Genomic DNA, 14,927 nt, shown 5'->3' with positions numbered 1-14,927 from the left:
CTCTGGGGTGGTTAGCTGCCCCTCAATTCTCGTCATGCTGAACTTGTTTCAGCATCCATGGGCTGAGCTCGAATGAAATGCCGCGCCGAAGGAAACGGTAGGCCGTGGATCCTGAAACAAGTTCAGGATGACGAAGCTATAAATGTCTTGTTTCGGTCGTTTTCAGACCGTCCCCTATCTCCGTTCGTGTCGAGCGAAGTCGAGACACCCCGAAGGTATGCACGACTGAGGGGCATCTCGACTTCGCTCGATGCGAACGGGTTAAGGGTAACCTTAGTGTCCGCAACCGGTCGCGTTCGGATGTCGCGCCGCCCGCAAGGAAAAACCGGCGCGGATTGCTCCGCGCCGGTGTCCCCCGTTTAAAACTCTCCGTTGAAGCGGCTCAGGCGACCCGGCGCACTTCATTCCCTTCTTCGTCGATGTCCCGCAGGACATAACCGCGGCCCCAGACCGTCTCGATATAATTTTCGCCGCCGCAGGCGAGCGCGAGTTTCTTGCGCAGCTTGCAGATGAAGACGTCGATGATCTTCAGTTCGGGCTCGTCCATGCCGCCATAGAGGTGGTTCAGGAACATTTCCTTGGTCAGCGTCGTGCCCTTGCGGAGCGAAAGCAGCTCCAGCATCTGATATTCCTTGCCGGTCAGATGCACGCGGACGCTGTCGACCTCGACCGTCTTGGTGTCGAGATTGACCGCCAGCTTGCCCGTCTTGATGACGCTCTGGCTGTGGCCCTTTGACCGGCGGACGACCGCATGGATGCGGGCGACCAGCTCGTCGCGGTGGAAGGGCTTGGTGACATAATCGTCGGCGCCGAAGCCGAACGAGCGCACCTTCGAATCCATTTCCGAAATGCCCGACAGGATCAGCACCGGCGTCTGCACCTTGGCGGTGCGCAGCTTTTTCAGCACGTCGTAGCCGTGCATGTCGGGCAGGTTCAGGTCGAGCAGAATGATGTCGTAGTCATAGAGCTTACCCAGGTCCAAGCCTTCTTCCCCCAGATCGGTGGTATAGACATTGAAGCCTTCGGTCGTGAGCATCGTGTCGATCGCTTTCGCGGTCGTCGGCTCGTCCTCGATCAGCAGTACGCGCATTGGGCACCCCTTGATTGTTCCCACGATGGACCCGCAACCCGTCCGCGGCCCCCTTCGCAGTGCCACCGACCACCCCCGTTGCAGGGCTGCCGGAACATTAACCATGAAAGCAATGAAGGGAAAAGGTTAATTTTGGTTTAACCCGCAGGAATCCACGAGTCGCGGCTTATCGGCAACAGTTTCGGGATCGATTTTCACGGCCGGCCGAGCGCCAGGTGATGCGCGTGCGCGCCGGTGCACGACTGCTTCAGCCCCTGGACCAGATAGTCCGAAAGCGCCCTTACGCGCGCCGGGCGGAGCCGCGACGGCGGCGACAGCAGGTGCAGGAACGACGACGGCAGCGACCAGTCGGCGAGGATGCGGACAAGCGCCCCCGAGGCGAGTTCCGCTTCCGCGATGAAGTCGGGCAGAACCGCGATGCCGCTTCCCGCGAGCAGCAGGGGCACCACGATGTCGCCATTGTTCGCGAACAGCGGCCCGGTCGGGACGACCGTCGCCTCCTCGCCCGCACGGTGGAAGCGGATCGGGAACACCTTGTCGCGGTGACCATAGCCGACGAGCCGGTGATCCGAGAGGTCGAGCGGGTGGCGCGGCGTGCCATAGCGATCGAGATAGGCGGGGCTCGTCAGCACCGAGGTGGCGACCGGCGCGATCGTCCGTGCCAGCAGGCTGGAATCCTCCATGCTGGAGATGCGCAGCGCAAGATCGATCCCCTCGGCGAGCAGGTCGCTCCGCGCATCGCTGAGCGCCACCTCGATCTGCACCGCCGGATGCTGCTCCAGAAAAGCGGCGAGCGGCGGGCCCAGCACCTTGATCCCGAAGCTCATCGGCGCGGCGAGGCGGATCGGGCCTGCGAGATCGACGCGGTCGCCGCGCGCCGCTTCGGTCGCCGCAGTCGCCGCCGCGACCATCGCGCGCGCCTCGTCGAGCAGCCCCGCCCCCGCGGTCGACACGGCGACGACGCGCGAGCTTCGGTGGAGCAAGGTGATTCCCAATGACGCCTCGAGCCGCGTCACCGCCTTCGACACGCTCGCCTTCGACAGCCCGAGCGCGGCCGCCGCGGCGGTGAAGCTGCCGCCATCGGCGACGGCGACGAAACAGGCCCAGCCTTCATAATCGGGAAGCGCCACGCAATTACTCCTGAATGGAAACGATGATTTTCCATCTAGGCTATTTTAGAAACGATCGAAACGCCTATTTTGTCCTCAACAGATGCACCGCCCGGCACCGATGCCGAGAGGGCGGCGCCAAGAGAAAGGACAAGCCCGATGATCGACATTCGCAAATTCGACACGCTGGGCCACGCCAACCACGGCTGGCTCGATGCCCGTCATCACTTCTCGTTCGCCAATTATTACGCGCCCGATCGGATGGGCTGGGGCGCGCTGCGCGTCTGGAACGACGATGCGATCGCCTCGCAGTCGGGCTTTCCGCCGCACCCGCACCGCGACATGGAGATCATCACCTATGTCCGCAGCGGCGCGATCACGCACCGTGACAGCATGGGCAACACCGGCCGCACCGCGGCGGGCGACGTCCAGGTGATGAGCGCCGGCACCGGCGTGACGCACAGCGAATTCAACCTCGAGGATGAGGAAACGACGCTGTTCCAGATCTGGATCATGCCCGACCGCGACGGCGGCAATCCCGGCTGGGGCGCGCGCCAGTTTCCGAAAGCCGACCGGTCGGGCCAGTTCGTGACGCTGGCGAGCGGGATCGAGGGCGATGAAGCGCTGCCGATCCGCGCCAACGCCCGCGTCGCCGCGGCAACGGTCAATGCCGGCGAGAGCGTGTCCTACGACCTCGAAGGCGGGCGCCACGCCTATCTGGTCGCCGCCAAGGGCCGCATCCGCGTCAACGGTCAGGATGCCGACCCCCGCGACGGTATCGCGCTCCGCGATGTCGGCACGATCGAGGTCGAAGCGATCGACGACGCCGAGCTGGTCCTCGTCGACAGCCTCTGACCAGCCCCCCCGGGCCGCCGCTCCTCCCCCTCCCTGTCGGCGGCGGCCCACCCCTTCCACCTGATCCAGTCCAAAGGAGTTACGCCATGACCAATATTCTTCGCATCGACGCCAGCGCCCGCCACACGGGCTCGACCACCCGCACCCTGGCCGACCGCCTCGTCGAGCGCCTGCTCGGCCAGAGCTATGGCGCCACAGTCGTCCACCGCGACCTCGCGGCGACGCCGCCGGCGCTGCTCGACGAAAGCTGGGTGTTCGCCAACTTCACCGACGACGCCGACCGCAGCGCCGAGCAGAAGGCCGCGCTCGCGACCTCGGACGAGTTGATCGCCGAACTCGAAGCCGCCGACACGATCGTCATCGGCGTGCCGCTGTACAATTTCGGCATTCCCGCCGCGCTCAAGGCATGGATCGACCTGATCGCCCGCGCCCGCCGTACCTTCCGCTACACCGAAGCCGGCCCCGAAGGCCTGCTGAAGGACAAGAAGGCTTATCTGGTCGTCGCGTCGGGCGGCGTGCCGGTCGGCAGTGACTATGATTTCGCGACCGGCTATCTTCGTCATGTTCTCGGCTTCGTCGGCATCACCGACGTCACCGTAATCGACGCCGGTCAGCAGATGATGGATGGCGATGTCGTGAACCGCGCAACCGCCGCAATCGACGACCTCAAGCAGGCCGCTTGATCCCAAAGCCGCCGCCGCACGCCTCCTCCCGCGTGGCGGCGGCCTCTCTGCAAGGAAAGGACTGAAAGATGGCCAAGGTACTGGTGCTTTATTATTCGAGCTATGGTCATGTCGAACAGATGGCCGATGCCGTCGCCGAGGGCGCGCGCGCCGCTGGCGCCGAGGTCGACATCCGCCGCGTCGCCGAAACCGCCCCGCAGGCGGTGATCGAGGCCGCGGGGTTCAAGACCGACACCGCGCACCCGCTGCTGAGCGATCCGAACGAGCTTGCGACCTATGACGCGATCGTCGTCGGCACCCCGACGCGCTTCGGCCGCATGGCGAGCCAGATGGCGAGCTTCTGGGACGCCGCCGGCGGCGTGTGGGCGCAGGGCAAGCTCAACGGCAAGGTCGGCGCGGCCTTCACCTCGACCGCGACGCAGCATGGCGGGCAGGAAACGACGCTCTTCTCGGTGCTGACCAATCTGCTCCACTTCGGCCTGACGATCGTCGGGCTCGACTATGGCTATGCCGGCCAGATGGGCGTTGGCGAGGTCAAGGGCGGCGCGCCCTATGGCGCGACGACAGTCGCCGACGGCGACGGGTCGCGCCAGCCGAGCGAAGCCGATCTCGGCGGCGCCCGCTATCTGGGCGAGCGCGTCGCAAAGACCGCCGCCAAGCTGATCGCCTGATCCGATGCGCCGTCTCCCGAGCCTTTTCCTTTCGCATGGCTCGCCGATGATGGCGCTCGAGCCCAGCCCGGCGCGGGATTTCCTCGCCGGGCTGGGCAACTCGCTGCCGCGCCCCCGCGCGATCCTCGTCGTGTCGGCGCATCATGACGCGGCGGATCAGGGCGGACGCGCGACCGTGACCGCTTCGCCAGCGCCGCCGACGATCCACGACTTCGGCGGCTTTCCCGACGAGCTGTTCGCGATGCGCTATCCCGCGCCCGGCGATCCGGCACTGGCGGCGCGCCTCATCGATCTGCTTGCCGGCCACGGGCTGACCGTCATCGCCGATCCCGAACGCGGGCTCGACCACGGCGCCTGGGTGCCGCTGTCGGTCATCTACCCGAACGCGGACGTTCCCGTCGTCCAGCTCTCGATCGCCTCGAACGCGCCGCCCGAATGGCATTATGCGCTGGGCCAGGCGCTCGCCCCGCTGCGCGACGAGGGCGTGCTGATCATCGGGTCGGGCAGCATCACCCACAATCTCCGCGCCTTCTTCACGACCCGCCCCGCGATCGGCGCGCCCGCGCCGGCCTGGGTCACCGATTTCACCGCCTGGGTCGCCGGCCGCATGGAGGCCAACGCCATCGACGATGTACTGCACGCGGTCGACCGCGCGCCGCACGGCAAGGACAATCACCCGACCCCCGATCATATCCTGCCGCTGTTCGTCGCGATGGGCGCCGGCGCCGACGGGAATCGTCTGCACGCGAAGCGCCTCCACGCCAGCACCACCTATGCCGTGCTTGCGATGGACGTTTACGCTTTCGGCGAGGAGAGCGTCGCCGTATAGCGCGGCATGCTTCTTTCAGACCGTGTTCTCTTCCTCGACGGCGAGGCCCTCGTCATCGACAAGCCCGAAGGCCTGCCCGTCGACGCGCCGCGCGACGGCAGCCTCAGCCTCGAAAATCATCTCGACCTCCTGAAGTTCGGCTTCAAACGCTGGCCGCTGCCCGTTCACCGGCTCGACCGCGACACTTCGGGCTGCCTGCTGCTCGCGCGCAATCCCAAGGCGCACGGCCGCTTTACCCGCGCGTTCGAGGGGCGCGAGGTCGAGAAGCAATATCTCGCGATCCTCGATGGCATTCCCCCCGGCGACGGCGGCACGATCGACCTGCCGCTCGGCAAGACCTCGACCGCCGAAGAGGGCTGGCGGATGATCGCCGATCCGAACGGCAAGCCCTCGGTCTCGCACTGGGAAAAGCTTGCCGAAGCGAATGGCCGCGCGCTGCTGCGCTTCCGCCCCGAGACCGGCCGCACGCACCAGCTGCGCGTCCACGCGCTCGCAGGGCTGGGTTTCCCGATCGTCGGCGATCCCGTTTACGGCACCGGCGGCAAGCGCGACCGCACGATGCTCCACGCCGAACGGCTGGTCGTGAAACGTGACGTCAAGCCGTCAATAATCGCCGAGGCGCCTTTCCCCGATCGCTTCGCCGCGCTCGGCTTCGCGGCGCCCGAGGGCGCCGCGCCGACCCGTGGCTGACATCCCCGAAAGCGCGATCCGCGAGAAGTTTCTCGCGGGCACGGGACCGGGTGGGCAGAATGTCAACAAGGTCGCGACCGCGTGCCAGCTGCGCGTCGATGTCTATGCCTTGGGGCTCGATCCCGACAGCTTTCGGCGGCTAAAAACTCTGGCGGGCAGCCGGATGACGACCGAGGGGGAGCTCGTCATTCTCGCACGGCGCTTCCGGACCCAGGAGGCCAACCGCGCCGACGCCCGGCAGCGGCTGAGCGAGCTGATCGACGCCGCGCTCGTCCGCCCCGAACGGAGGGTCAAGACGAAGCCGAGCAAGGCAGCCAAGGCGAGGCGCGTCGATACCAAGAAAGCGCGCAGCTCGGTGAAGGCCGGGCGCGGCCGCGTCCGCCTCGACTAGCCATGCAGCTCTACCGGCTCGACGCCAGTGCAGCGCAGATTTCCGGTATTTTTGGCGTCGATGCAGGCGACGATCCGTGGACCGGCGACTATGTCACGCCCGGCCGTCCGGCGCCGGTGATCGCCCCCGACAGCCGCGGCGGACCACGCCTTCATCTGCGCCCGAAACTGTGGGGTGTGCCGCCGCCGCCGCAGGGCACGCAGCCCGTCGCGACCGTCCGCAACCTCGCAAGTCCGTTCTGGATCGGGACACTTCGCCATCCCGAGCTCCGCTGCCTGATCCCTGCGACGAGCTTTGCCTTGTGGTCGGGCGCGGCCGGCGCGAAGCGCCGGCGCTGGGCCTCGGTTGCCGGGCGCCCGATCTTCGCCTTCGCCGGAATCCAGCGCCAATATGAGGATTGGCCGGGCTTTGCGATCGTCACCACCGATCCCAACAGCCTGATCGAACGCCACAGCGCTGCCGCGATGCCGCTGATCCTTCATCCCGAGGATCATGCGCGCTGGCTGACCGCCGATTGGCGCGAAGCCAGCCAGTTGGTGACGCCCTATCCGGGCCATCTGATGGGGATCGAAGATACCCCGCCGCTGACCTGAATTTTCACCATATATCTTCACTTTGCGATAACCACCGCTGCGCTAGATCCTGCGAATCGAACAGACCATGTGGGATTCGCAAACAGTGCAGACGAGGACGAAAATCGCTTCGCAGGGACGACGCGCCGTACGCGCACCGGTGCAGGCCCGCGCACGCTTCCGCGAGCCTGGCTTCAACCCGTTCGATGTCGAACTCTACGACCTCTCATCGACCGGCTTTCGCATGGTCACGTTCGCGCGGCCGGCAATCGGCAAGAATATCTGGGTGAGCCTGCCCGGCCTTCAGCCGCTCGAGGCGGTGATCCGCCGCGCCGATGGCAATAATTACGGCTGCGAGTTCACCCACCCGCTCCATCCCTCGGTGGCGGCGCACCTGCAGGTCAAGCTGCGCTAGAGCGCGTCCGTTTCACCTGAAACCGCTCCAGGCTTGGTCAGCCCTCCGGCTTTTCCGACTTTTTCAGGATATGCTTCCACTCGTCGGGCGTGACGCGCCCGACCGAAAGGCGTGACTGGCGGATCAGGTCCATGTCGGCAAGCTTCGGGTCGGCCTTGATCGCCGCCAGCGTCACCGGATATTTCAGCGCGCGCACCGGGGCGACGCGCACGATCACCCAAGGCGAACCTTCCTCGGCGGTCGGATCGGGCGAGGCGGTCTCGGTGATCTTCATGATCCCGACGCATTCCTTGCCGATATTGCTGTGGTAAAAGAGCGCTTCGTCGCCCACCTTCATCGCCATCAGGTTCAGCTTCGCGCTGTGGTTGCGCACCCCGTCCCACATCCCCGTGCCTTCCCGCACGAGCTGCTCCCACGCATAGGCGTCGGGTTCGGATTTCATCAGCCAATATTGCTTTGCCATGGCCGCGGGCTTAGCCGAGCGATGCGCGCGACGAAACCGCCTTTTTCCCTTTAATCGCCGCCGCCCAGCGCCTAGATCGCGACTCATCCCGCGCCCCAGCAGGCGCCGCCCCTGATCAGATGGACAAACTACACATGACTGCTGCCGTTCCCGTCATTTCCATGTCGCTCCCCGCCGACCGGTTCGCGCATGATTTCGGCGCCTCCTTCGAGCGCTTCGGCTTCGCGATGATCACCGACCATGGCATCGACCCCGACCTGATCGACGAAGCCTGGACGAAGGCGAAGGACTTCTTTGCGCTGCCCGAAGAGGTGAAGCGCACCTATCACATCCCCGGCGGCGGCGGCGCGCGGGGTTATACGCCGTTCGGGACCGAAATCGCCAAGGGGGCGAAAGAGGTCGATCTCAAGGAATTCTGGCACGTCGGCCGCGACCTTCCCGCGGGGCACCGCCTCGCCGCGCAGCAGCCGAACAATGTCTGGCCCGCCGAAGTCGAGGGCTTTCGCGCCGTGTATGACAAGCTGTTCGCCGAATTCGACCGCGTCGGCGGCCAATTGCTGGCGGGGATCGCCCGCTATCTCGGCCTTGCCCCCGATTTCTTCGACGACACGGTCAAGGACGGCAACAGCGTGATGCGTCTGCTCCACTATCCGCCGGTCGAGGCCCCCGCCAAGGGCATCCGCGCCGAGGCGCACGAGGACATCAACACGATCACGCTGCTGCTCGGCGCCGAGGAAGCCGGGCTCGAAATCCTCGACAAGGACGGCAGCTGGCTCCCGGTCAGCCCGCCGCCGGGCGCGATGGCGGTCAATGTCGGCGACATGCTCCAGCGGCTGACCAACAACAAGCTGCCCTCGACGACGCACCGCGTCCGCAACCCCGACGAAGGCCGCGCGAGCGTTGCGCGCTATTCGATGCCCTTCTTCCTCCACTTCCGCTCGGACTATCCGATCGAGACACTGGAAAGCTGCATCGATGACGCGCATCCCGACCTCTATCCGACGCCGATCACCGCCGACGAATATCTGCAGGAACGGCTGCGCGAGATCGGGTTGAAGAAATAAGCCAATTTCCGCTTTGGGGTGGGAACAAGACGATCCTCCCCACTTGTGGGGAGGTGGCAGCGCGAAGCGCTGACGGAGGGGGGTGGCGTCCTCAAGCGGCGCTTCAGGCCGACAGCCCCCTCCACCACCCGCTTCGCGGGCGGTCCCCCTCCCCGCAAGCGGGGAGGACCTTTATGTCCGCGTCCGCCCGTTTTCAGACCTTCGTCATGCTGAACTTGTTTCAGCATCCATGGCCGGACCTTGCATCCGGCGCCGCGCCAAAGGGAACGGCGGACCATGGACCCTGAAACAAGTTCAGGGTGACGATAAAAGATAGGTCTGCTTTCGACCGCTAGCGGTCTACCGCCCTTCCCAATAATCGAACACCGCCTGCTGCTGCTCGCGGATGAAGCGCGCCGCCGCGGCGCCTTCCCACGGTCCGTCATAGCCGAGCAGCAGCGCGGTCCCGCCGACCCACCAGCCCTGCCCCGGCAGCCGGTCGCTCTCGCGCACGACCAGCACCGCAAGATCGGGCTCTCCGTCGATCGCGCACAGCCGGTCGACTTCGGCCAGCGTCTTGCACACCGCGCGCATCTTCGGCCGCGTGAAACGAAAGCCGAGATCGCCTAGCAGTTCGGAATAGCTGACGCTGCGCCCCTCGCGCGCGGCCGCGGTCAGGATCGCGCGGATGCGCGGCGCATCGCCCAGCGCCGATACGTCGGCGGGGCTCTCATCGCCCCCCAGCCCCCCATCTAACGCGCCTTTGGCGGCCATGGAACGAAGCCCGAGGTCCGCTGGACATAGGCGGCATAGTCGGGCCGCGTCTTGTGCAGCCCCTTTTCGAGGAGCGCCTTGCCCGACCATTTGGTCAGCGTGAAGGTCAGGAAGGCCGGCCCGATCACGCTCGCGAGCGCGACCCACGGCCCGAGGTCGGCGGCGATCAGCCACAGGCCCCACCAGGTCAGCGCGTCGCCGAAATAATTGGGATGCCGCGTATAGCGCCACAGGCCGGTGTCGAGCACCTGGCCCTTGTTCGCGGGATCCTTGCGAAAAGCGTTCAGCTGCGCATCACCGATCGTCTCGAACGCAATCCCCACCAGCGCCGCGCCCCCGCCCGCCCAACCGAGCAGCCCGAACGGCTGCGCGTCGGCCGCGCTGGCCCATATACCGATCTGCGCGGGCAGGCTGGTCAGGAACAGCAAGGGCGCCTGCGTCAGAAAGACGGTGAGCAGCGCGACCTTCGCCCAGCTCCATTTCTTGGCCGCCATCGTTCGCGCCATGATCTTGGCATAGCGCGGGTCCTCGCCGTGCGCGCGCCAGCGAACGAATAAGTGAAGCGCAAGCCGGAGCCCCCAAAGACTGGTCAGGCCGAGCAGCAGGCGGCCGTGCAGACCGTCGATCCCGGCCTGCGCCGCGCTGCCCCAGGCGAGCAGGACCATGCCGAAGGCCCAGAAAGCGTCGATGAAGGACACGTCGCGGATCCGCACCGAAATCGCCCACAGAATCAGGATTACCGCGATCAATCCGGCGAAATTCAGCCCCAGCAGGGTCACCACATCGCTCATCGGCGCGCTCCTCAGCTTTCGTCCGTTCCCAATATATCGTCGATCGACCGCACGGCGCGCTCCGGGAATTTCGGGATACAGCTTTTATAGACGTCGAACACTTTCATCATGTCGGCGCGGAAATCGCCCGTCGGCCAGATGAGCGGGCCGAGCCCGCCGGTCTTGGTGCCATAGTCCATGAGGCCGACGACCATCGGCACTTTGGCCGCCATCGCGATCTGGTAAAAGCCGGTGCGCCACTTCTTCGCCTTGCCGCGCGTCCCCTCGGGCGCGACGGTCAGCATGAATTCGGCGCGGCGCGCAAATTCGTCGACCATCTGCTGCACCGCATTGCTGGCATTGCGGCGGTCGACCGGCACCCCGCCCATCTGGCGCATGAAGCCGCCGATCGGCCATTTGAACAGCGACAATTTGCCCATGAAATGCGGCCGCACGCCGAGGTCCGCGGTCAGCCCCAGATAGTTGACGAAATCCCAGTTGCTGGTGTGCGGCGCGGCGATGATGATGAAGCGTTTCGGCTCGGGAACCACGCCGGCCGCCTTCCACCCGCGCATGCGATAGAGCAGCAGCAACAGCCGCCGCACGGCACGCGCCACCACGCCCGGTGGGTCGTCTTCGATCCGCGTCACGCACTCTCCCCTTCTCTCGCCTCCGATTGCGCGAAAGCGTGCCGCCGCGCAAGCGGCTTGCGAGCCGGGACGCTTTCTGCTCCTTTCAGCCGACAGGGGAGATGATCGCATGAAGAAACCGACTGCGCTGCTGACGTCCGCGCTCCTGATCGCCATGCCCGCCGCCGCGCAGGAGGCGCAGCCGCGGCCCGACCAGCTCGCCTTTCGCGATCTCTACAAGGAACTGGTGGAAACCAACACGACGCTGTCGTCGGGCAGCTGCACGCTCGCCGCCGAACGCATGGCGGCGCGGATGAAGGCCGCGGGCTTTACCGACGACCAGCTCACGCTGTTCGCCGCGCCCGAACATCCGAAGGAGGGCGGGCTCGTCGCGGTCTATCCGGGGACGTCGAACAAGGCGAAACCGATTCTGCTCGTCGCACATATCGACGTCGTCGAGGCGAAGCGCGAGGATTGGGAGCGCGATCCGTTCAAGATGATCGAGGAGAACGGCTATTTCTACGGCCGCGGCACGCTCGACGACAAGGCGCAGGCGGCGGTCTGGACCGACACGCTGATCCGCTTCAAGCACCAGGGCTACAAACCCAAGCGCACGATCAAGCTCGCGCTCACCTGCGGCGAAGAGACCAACGGCGCGTTCAACGGCGTCGAATGGCTCGCCGCGAACAAACGCGACCTGATCGACGCCGAATTCGCGCTCAACGAAGGCGGCGGCGGCGACAGCGACGGCAAGGGCAAGGTTCTGGGCCAGTCGGTGCAGGTCGGCGAAAAGACCTTCGCCAACTTCCGCCTCGAAACCCGAAACCCCGGCGGCCACAGTTCGGTGCCGGTGCGCGACAATGCGATCTACCAGCTCGCCCGCGCGCTCACAAAGATCGACGAATATGAGTTTCCGGTCGAGATGACCGACACGACGCGGCGCTTCTTCGCCGAAGCGGGCGCGGCGCGGGGCGACGGGGTTGGCAAGGCGATGGTTGCGCTGGCGAAGAACCCCGCCGACAGGGCGGCGGAGGCAGTCGTCAATACCGATCGTTTCCTGCACGGCAATATCCGCACGACCTGCGTCGCGACCCTGCTCGACGGCGGCCATGCGCCCAACGCGCTGCCGCAGCGCGCGGGCGCCAACGTCAATTGCCGCATCTTCCCCGGCCACAGCATCGAGAGCATCAAGGATGAGCTGGCAAAGGTGATCGGCGATCCCGGCGTCGCGATCACGCAGCTGCCGCCGAAACGCCCTTCCCCGCCCGCGCCGCCGCTCGACCCCAAGATCCTCGGCCCGATGCAGAAGCTGGTGAGCAAATATTGGCCGGGGCTGAAGGTCATTCCGTCGATGGCGAACGGCTATACCGACGCGACATTCCTGGGCGCCGCAGGCATCCCGACTTATGGCATTCCGGGCATCTGGGGCGACCCCGACGGCAACGGCGTCCACGGCCTCAACGAACGCGTCGAGGTGAAGGCGGTCTATGTCGGGCGCGATTATATGTTCGATCTGGTGAAGGCCTATGCCGACCAGCCTTAGGGTCCGGGCCCTAAGCCCTTTGCCTTGTAACGCGAGGATTGCTATCGGCGCCCGATAATGGCCAGTACCACCGACGACCTTCCTCCTTCCGAGCCCGGCAATATCGACACCCCGTTCGACAGCGCGCTGTCCGAGCGCTACCTTGTCTATGCGCTGTCGACGATCACCGCGCGCTCGCTGCCCGACCTTCGCGACGGCCTGAAACCGGTTCACCGCCGCCTGCTGTGGGCGATGCGCGCGATGCGGCTCGATCCGAGCCAGGGCTACAAGAAGTCGGCGCGCGTCGTCGGCGATGTCATCGGCAAATTCCACCCGCACGGCGACACCGCGGTCTATGACGCGATGGTGCGCCTCGCGCAGGACTTCTCGCTCCGCTATCCGCTGGTCGACGGGCAAGGCAATTTCGGCAATATCGACGGCGATAATGCCGCGGCGTACCGCTACACTGAGGCGCGGCTGACGCGCGTCGCGATCGACCTGATGCAGGGGCTCGACGAGGGCACGGTCGATTTCAAGCCGACGTACAACGGCGAGGACGAAGAGCCCGAGATCATGCCGGGGCTGTTCCCGAACCTGCTCGCCAATGGCGCGAGCGGGATTGCGGTGGGCATGGCGACGAATATTCCGCCGCACAATGCCGCCGAGGTGATCGATGCGGCGCTGGTGTTGATCGAGAATCCGAAGGCAGAACTTCACGAACTTCTCGCACATGTGACCGGTCCGGACTTCCCGACCGGGGGCATCATCGTCGATGGGCCCGAGACGATCCGGCACGCCTATGAGACCGGGCGCGGCGGCTTTCGGGTTCGGGCGCGTTTTTCGACCGGAAAACAAGCGGATGGCACCTGGGAGGAGACGGGGATCGAGAAGCAGCCGGGCGGCACCTGGCAGATCGTCGTCAGCGAGATCCCCTATGGGGTCGCCAAGGGCAAGCTGATCGAGCAGATCGCGCAGCTGATCGCCGACAAGAAGCTGCCGATCCTGGAGGACGTCCGCGACGAGAGCGCCGAGGATCTGCGGATCGTCATCGTTCCGAAGAGCCGCAACGTCGATCCCGAGATATTGAAGGAAAGCCTCTACCGGCTGACCGAGCTCGAAAACCGCTTCGCGCTCAACCTCAACGTCCTCGACGCAACGCGCACGCCCAAGGTGATGGGGCTGCACCAGCTGCTGAGCGAATGGCTGGAGCACCAGATCGTCGTGCTCGTGCGCCGGTCGAAGCATCGTATCGCCAAGATCGACGACCGGCTGGAGCTGGTCGCGGGCTATATCATTGCCTTTCTGAACCTCGACCGGATCATCGAGATCATCCGCACCGAGGATGAACCCAAGCCGGTGATGATTGAAGAATTCGTCCTGACCGACCGCCAGGCCGAGGCGATCCTGAACATGCGCCTGCGGTCCCTTCGCAAGCTCGAGGAAATGGAGTTGAAGCGCGAGCAGGAGGCGCTGACCGCCGAGCGCGAGGATCTGGTCAAGCTGGTCGAGAGCCCGGCGCGCCAGCGCACCCGGCTGAAGCGCGACCTTGCCGCGCTGCGTGCCGTCTATGGCCCCGAGACCGCACTCGGCGCGCGCCGCACTACGCTGGCCGAGGCCGCCCCCGCGCGCGACATCCCGCTCGACGCGATGATCGAGAAGGAGCCGGTGACGGTCATCCTGTCGAAACGCGGCTGGATCCGCGCCCAGCGCGGCCATGTCGCGCCCGAAGGGTGGGCCGAGTTCAAGTTCAAGGACGGCGACGAGCTGGCCTTCGCCACGCGCGCGCAGACGACCGACAAGCTGCTGATCGCGGCGAGCGACGGGCGTTTCTATACCGTCGGCGCCGACAAGCTGCCCGGCGGGCGCGGCTTTGGTGAGCCGCTGCGCCTGATGGTCGACATCGATCCCGACGCGCGTATCGTCGCGCTGATCCCGGCGAGCGCCGAAGGCCGCCTGCTGCTCGCCTCGTCGAGCGGGCACGGCTTCGTCGCGCAGATGAGCGAGGTCATCGCCGAAACGCGCAAGGGCCGCAACGTCGTGAACCTGAAGCCCAAGGCGCATCTGGGCGTCGTCCGTCCGATCGCAGCGGACCACGACAGCGTCGCGGTGATCGGCGAGAACCGCAAGCTCGTCGTCTTCCCGCTGGCCGAAGTGCCGGTGATGACGCGCGGCCAGGGCGTGACGCTGCAGAAATATCGCGACGGGGGACTGTCCGACGCGACGACCTTCGTTTTCGCCGAAGGGCTGAGCTGGGCGATGGGCGGCGACACCGGGCGCACGCGCACCGAAACCGACCTTGGCCCCTGGCGCGTCGCGCGCAGCGCATCCGGGCGGATGCCGCCGACCGGTTTCCCGCGCAACAATCGCTTCGACTGATTATATTTCGATGTTGCCGTAAATAGCTTCTTTACTCTCGGTCCC

At 65.9% G+C, this 14,927-nt stretch carries 17 protein-coding genes; 11 read left to right on the top strand and 6 right to left on the bottom strand.

Translation table 11 applies throughout. From position 1 onward, the window contains the following. Nucleotides 1-382: 382 nt before the first annotated feature. Complete coding sequence (gene ctrA / locus ATE67_RS08755) at nt 383-1,090, bottom strand: response regulator transcription factor CtrA (RefSeq protein ID WP_058816325.1); 708 nt, start codon at nt 1,088-1,090, stop codon at nt 383-385. Between the two features lie 194 nt (nt 1,091-1,284). Then, the gene (locus tag ATE67_RS08750) at nt 1,285-2,220 is read right to left on the bottom strand and encodes a LysR family transcriptional regulator (RefSeq protein WP_058816324.1); all 936 of its coding nucleotides are present in this window, start codon (nt 2,218-2,220) and stop codon (nt 1,285-1,287) included. A 138-nt stretch (nt 2,221-2,358) separates the two neighbouring features. Here ATE67_RS08750 and ATE67_RS08745 point away from each other — a divergent pair, with 138 nt between their 5' ends. From ATE67_RS08745 to ATE67_RS08710, 8 genes are all read left to right on the top strand, one after another. After that, complete coding sequence (locus ATE67_RS08745) at nt 2,359-3,054, top strand: pirin family protein (RefSeq protein ID WP_058816323.1); 696 nt, start codon at nt 2,359-2,361, stop codon at nt 3,052-3,054. Between the two features lie 86 nt (nt 3,055-3,140). Further along, a complete protein-coding gene (locus tag ATE67_RS08740; RefSeq protein ID WP_058816322.1) occupies nt 3,141-3,737 on the top strand; it encodes an FMN-dependent NADH-azoreductase in 597 nt (198 codons plus the stop codon). 68 nt (nt 3,738-3,805) lie between these two features. Further along, nucleotides 3,806-4,408, top strand: coding sequence for an NAD(P)H:quinone oxidoreductase (gene wrbA / locus ATE67_RS08735; protein ID WP_058816321.1), 603 nt, complete (start codon nt 3,806-3,808; stop codon nt 4,406-4,408). A 4-nt stretch (nt 4,409-4,412) separates the two neighbouring features. After that, a complete protein-coding gene (locus tag ATE67_RS08730; protein ID WP_058816320.1) occupies nt 4,413-5,237 on the top strand; it encodes a DODA-type extradiol aromatic ring-opening family dioxygenase in 825 nt (274 codons plus the stop codon). A gap of 6 nt (nt 5,238-5,243) precedes the next feature. Next, the gene (locus ATE67_RS08725; RefSeq protein ID WP_058816319.1) at nt 5,244-5,927 is read left to right on the top strand and encodes an RluA family pseudouridine synthase; all 684 of its coding nucleotides are present in this window, start codon (nt 5,244-5,246) and stop codon (nt 5,925-5,927) included. Further along, nucleotides 5,920-6,318 carry an alternative ribosome rescue aminoacyl-tRNA hydrolase ArfB gene (gene arfB / locus ATE67_RS08720; RefSeq protein WP_058816318.1) on the top strand — a complete coding sequence of 133 codons (399 nt, stop codon included), beginning with the start codon at nt 5,920-5,922 and terminating at the stop codon, nt 6,316-6,318. The genes ATE67_RS08725 and arfB overlap by 8 nt, the downstream gene beginning before the upstream one ends. A gap of 2 nt (nt 6,319-6,320) precedes the next feature. Next, complete coding sequence (locus ATE67_RS08715; protein ID WP_058816317.1) at nt 6,321-6,911, top strand: SOS response-associated peptidase family protein; 591 nt, start codon at nt 6,321-6,323, stop codon at nt 6,909-6,911. A gap of 67 nt (nt 6,912-6,978) precedes the next feature. Then, nucleotides 6,979-7,305 carry a PilZ domain-containing protein gene (locus ATE67_RS08710; RefSeq protein WP_082660277.1) on the top strand — a complete coding sequence of 109 codons (327 nt, stop codon included), beginning with the start codon at nt 6,979-6,981 and terminating at the stop codon, nt 7,303-7,305. Between the two features lie 37 nt (nt 7,306-7,342). Here the strand turns inward: ATE67_RS08710 and ATE67_RS08705 are convergent, their stop codons facing one another. Next, nucleotides 7,343-7,768 carry an EVE domain-containing protein gene (locus tag ATE67_RS08705; RefSeq protein ID WP_058816315.1) on the bottom strand — a complete coding sequence of 142 codons (426 nt, stop codon included), beginning with the start codon at nt 7,766-7,768 and terminating at the stop codon, nt 7,343-7,345. A gap of 134 nt (nt 7,769-7,902) precedes the next feature. Here ATE67_RS08705 and ATE67_RS08700 point away from each other — a divergent pair, with 134 nt between their 5' ends. Next, a complete protein-coding gene (locus tag ATE67_RS08700) occupies nt 7,903-8,832 on the top strand; it encodes an isopenicillin N synthase family dioxygenase (protein WP_058816314.1) in 930 nt (309 codons plus the stop codon). 339 nt (nt 8,833-9,171) lie between these two features. On the opposite strand, the gene ATE67_RS08695 is transcribed toward ATE67_RS08700, so the two are convergent. Genes ATE67_RS08695 through ATE67_RS08685 form a run of 3 tightly spaced genes read right to left on the bottom strand, consistent with a single transcriptional unit; the run spans nt 9,172 to nt 11,005 of the window. Further along, nucleotides 9,172-9,585 carry a hypothetical protein gene (locus tag ATE67_RS08695; RefSeq protein ID WP_058816313.1) on the bottom strand — a complete coding sequence of 138 codons (414 nt, stop codon included), beginning with the start codon at nt 9,583-9,585 and terminating at the stop codon, nt 9,172-9,174. Then, a complete protein-coding gene (locus ATE67_RS08690) occupies nt 9,564-10,376 on the bottom strand; it encodes a DUF1295 domain-containing protein (protein WP_058816312.1) in 813 nt (270 codons plus the stop codon). The genes ATE67_RS08695 and ATE67_RS08690 overlap by 22 nt, the downstream gene beginning before the upstream one ends. Before the next feature lie 11 nt (nt 10,377-10,387). Continuing rightward, the gene (locus ATE67_RS08685) at nt 10,388-11,005 is read right to left on the bottom strand and encodes a lysophospholipid acyltransferase family protein (RefSeq protein ID WP_082660276.1); all 618 of its coding nucleotides are present in this window, start codon (nt 11,003-11,005) and stop codon (nt 10,388-10,390) included. A gap of 109 nt (nt 11,006-11,114) precedes the next feature. On the opposite strand from ATE67_RS08685, the gene ATE67_RS08680 reads away from it, so the two are divergent. Both ATE67_RS08680 and parC read left to right on the top strand, forming a co-directional pair. Then, nucleotides 11,115-12,527, top strand: a complete 1,413-nt coding sequence (locus tag ATE67_RS08680; protein ID WP_058816311.1) for a M20/M25/M40 family metallo-hydrolase — start codon at nt 11,115-11,117, stop codon at nt 12,525-12,527. 57 nt (nt 12,528-12,584) lie between these two features. Next, nucleotides 12,585-14,882 (top strand): DNA topoisomerase IV subunit A, encoded by a 2,298-nt coding sequence (gene parC, locus ATE67_RS08675; RefSeq protein ID WP_058816310.1) that lies wholly within the window; start codon nt 12,585-12,587, stop codon nt 14,880-14,882. Nucleotides 14,883-14,927 lie beyond the last annotated feature (45 nt).

It is taken from the genome of Sphingopyxis sp. H050 (assembly GCF_001468265.1).
GTDB lineage: Bacteria > Pseudomonadota > Alphaproteobacteria > Sphingomonadales > Sphingomonadaceae > Sphingopyxis.
This window is presented reverse-complemented; position numbering and strand designations above follow the sequence as displayed.

Coding starts and splice junctions, on each gene's coding strand:
- ATE67_RS08705 (WP_058816315.1), bottom strand. CDS start 7,768: ATGGCAAAGCAATATTGGCTGATGAAATCCGAACCCGACGCCTATGCG.
- ATE67_RS08695 (WP_058816313.1), bottom strand. CDS start 9,585: ATGGCCGCCAAAGGCGCGTTAGATGGGGGGCTGGGGGGCGATGAGAGC.
- ATE67_RS08740 (WP_058816322.1), top strand. CDS start 3,141: ATGACCAATATTCTTCGCATCGACGCCAGCGCCCGCCACACGGGCTCG.
- ATE67_RS08725 (WP_058816319.1), top strand. CDS start 5,244: ATGCTTCTTTCAGACCGTGTTCTCTTCCTCGACGGCGAGGCCCTCGTC.
- ATE67_RS08690 (WP_058816312.1), bottom strand. CDS start 10,376: ATGAGCGATGTGGTGACCCTGCTGGGGCTGAATTTCGCCGGATTGATC.
- ATE67_RS08730 (WP_058816320.1), top strand. CDS start 4,413: ATGCGCCGTCTCCCGAGCCTTTTCCTTTCGCATGGCTCGCCGATGATG.
- ATE67_RS08710 (WP_082660277.1), top strand. CDS start 6,979: ATGTGGGATTCGCAAACAGTGCAGACGAGGACGAAAATCGCTTCGCAG.
- ATE67_RS08680 (WP_058816311.1), top strand. CDS start 11,115: ATGAAGAAACCGACTGCGCTGCTGACGTCCGCGCTCCTGATCGCCATG.
- ATE67_RS08700 (WP_058816314.1), top strand. CDS start 7,903: ATGACTGCTGCCGTTCCCGTCATTTCCATGTCGCTCCCCGCCGACCGG.
- ctrA (WP_058816325.1), bottom strand. CDS start 1,090: ATGCGCGTACTGCTGATCGAGGACGAGCCGACGACCGCGAAAGCGATC.
- ATE67_RS08715 (WP_058816317.1), top strand. CDS start 6,321: ATGCAGCTCTACCGGCTCGACGCCAGTGCAGCGCAGATTTCCGGTATT.
- parC (WP_058816310.1), top strand. CDS start 12,585: ATGGCCAGTACCACCGACGACCTTCCTCCTTCCGAGCCCGGCAATATC.
- wrbA (WP_058816321.1), top strand. CDS start 3,806: ATGGCCAAGGTACTGGTGCTTTATTATTCGAGCTATGGTCATGTCGAA.
- ATE67_RS08745 (WP_058816323.1), top strand. CDS start 2,359: ATGATCGACATTCGCAAATTCGACACGCTGGGCCACGCCAACCACGGC.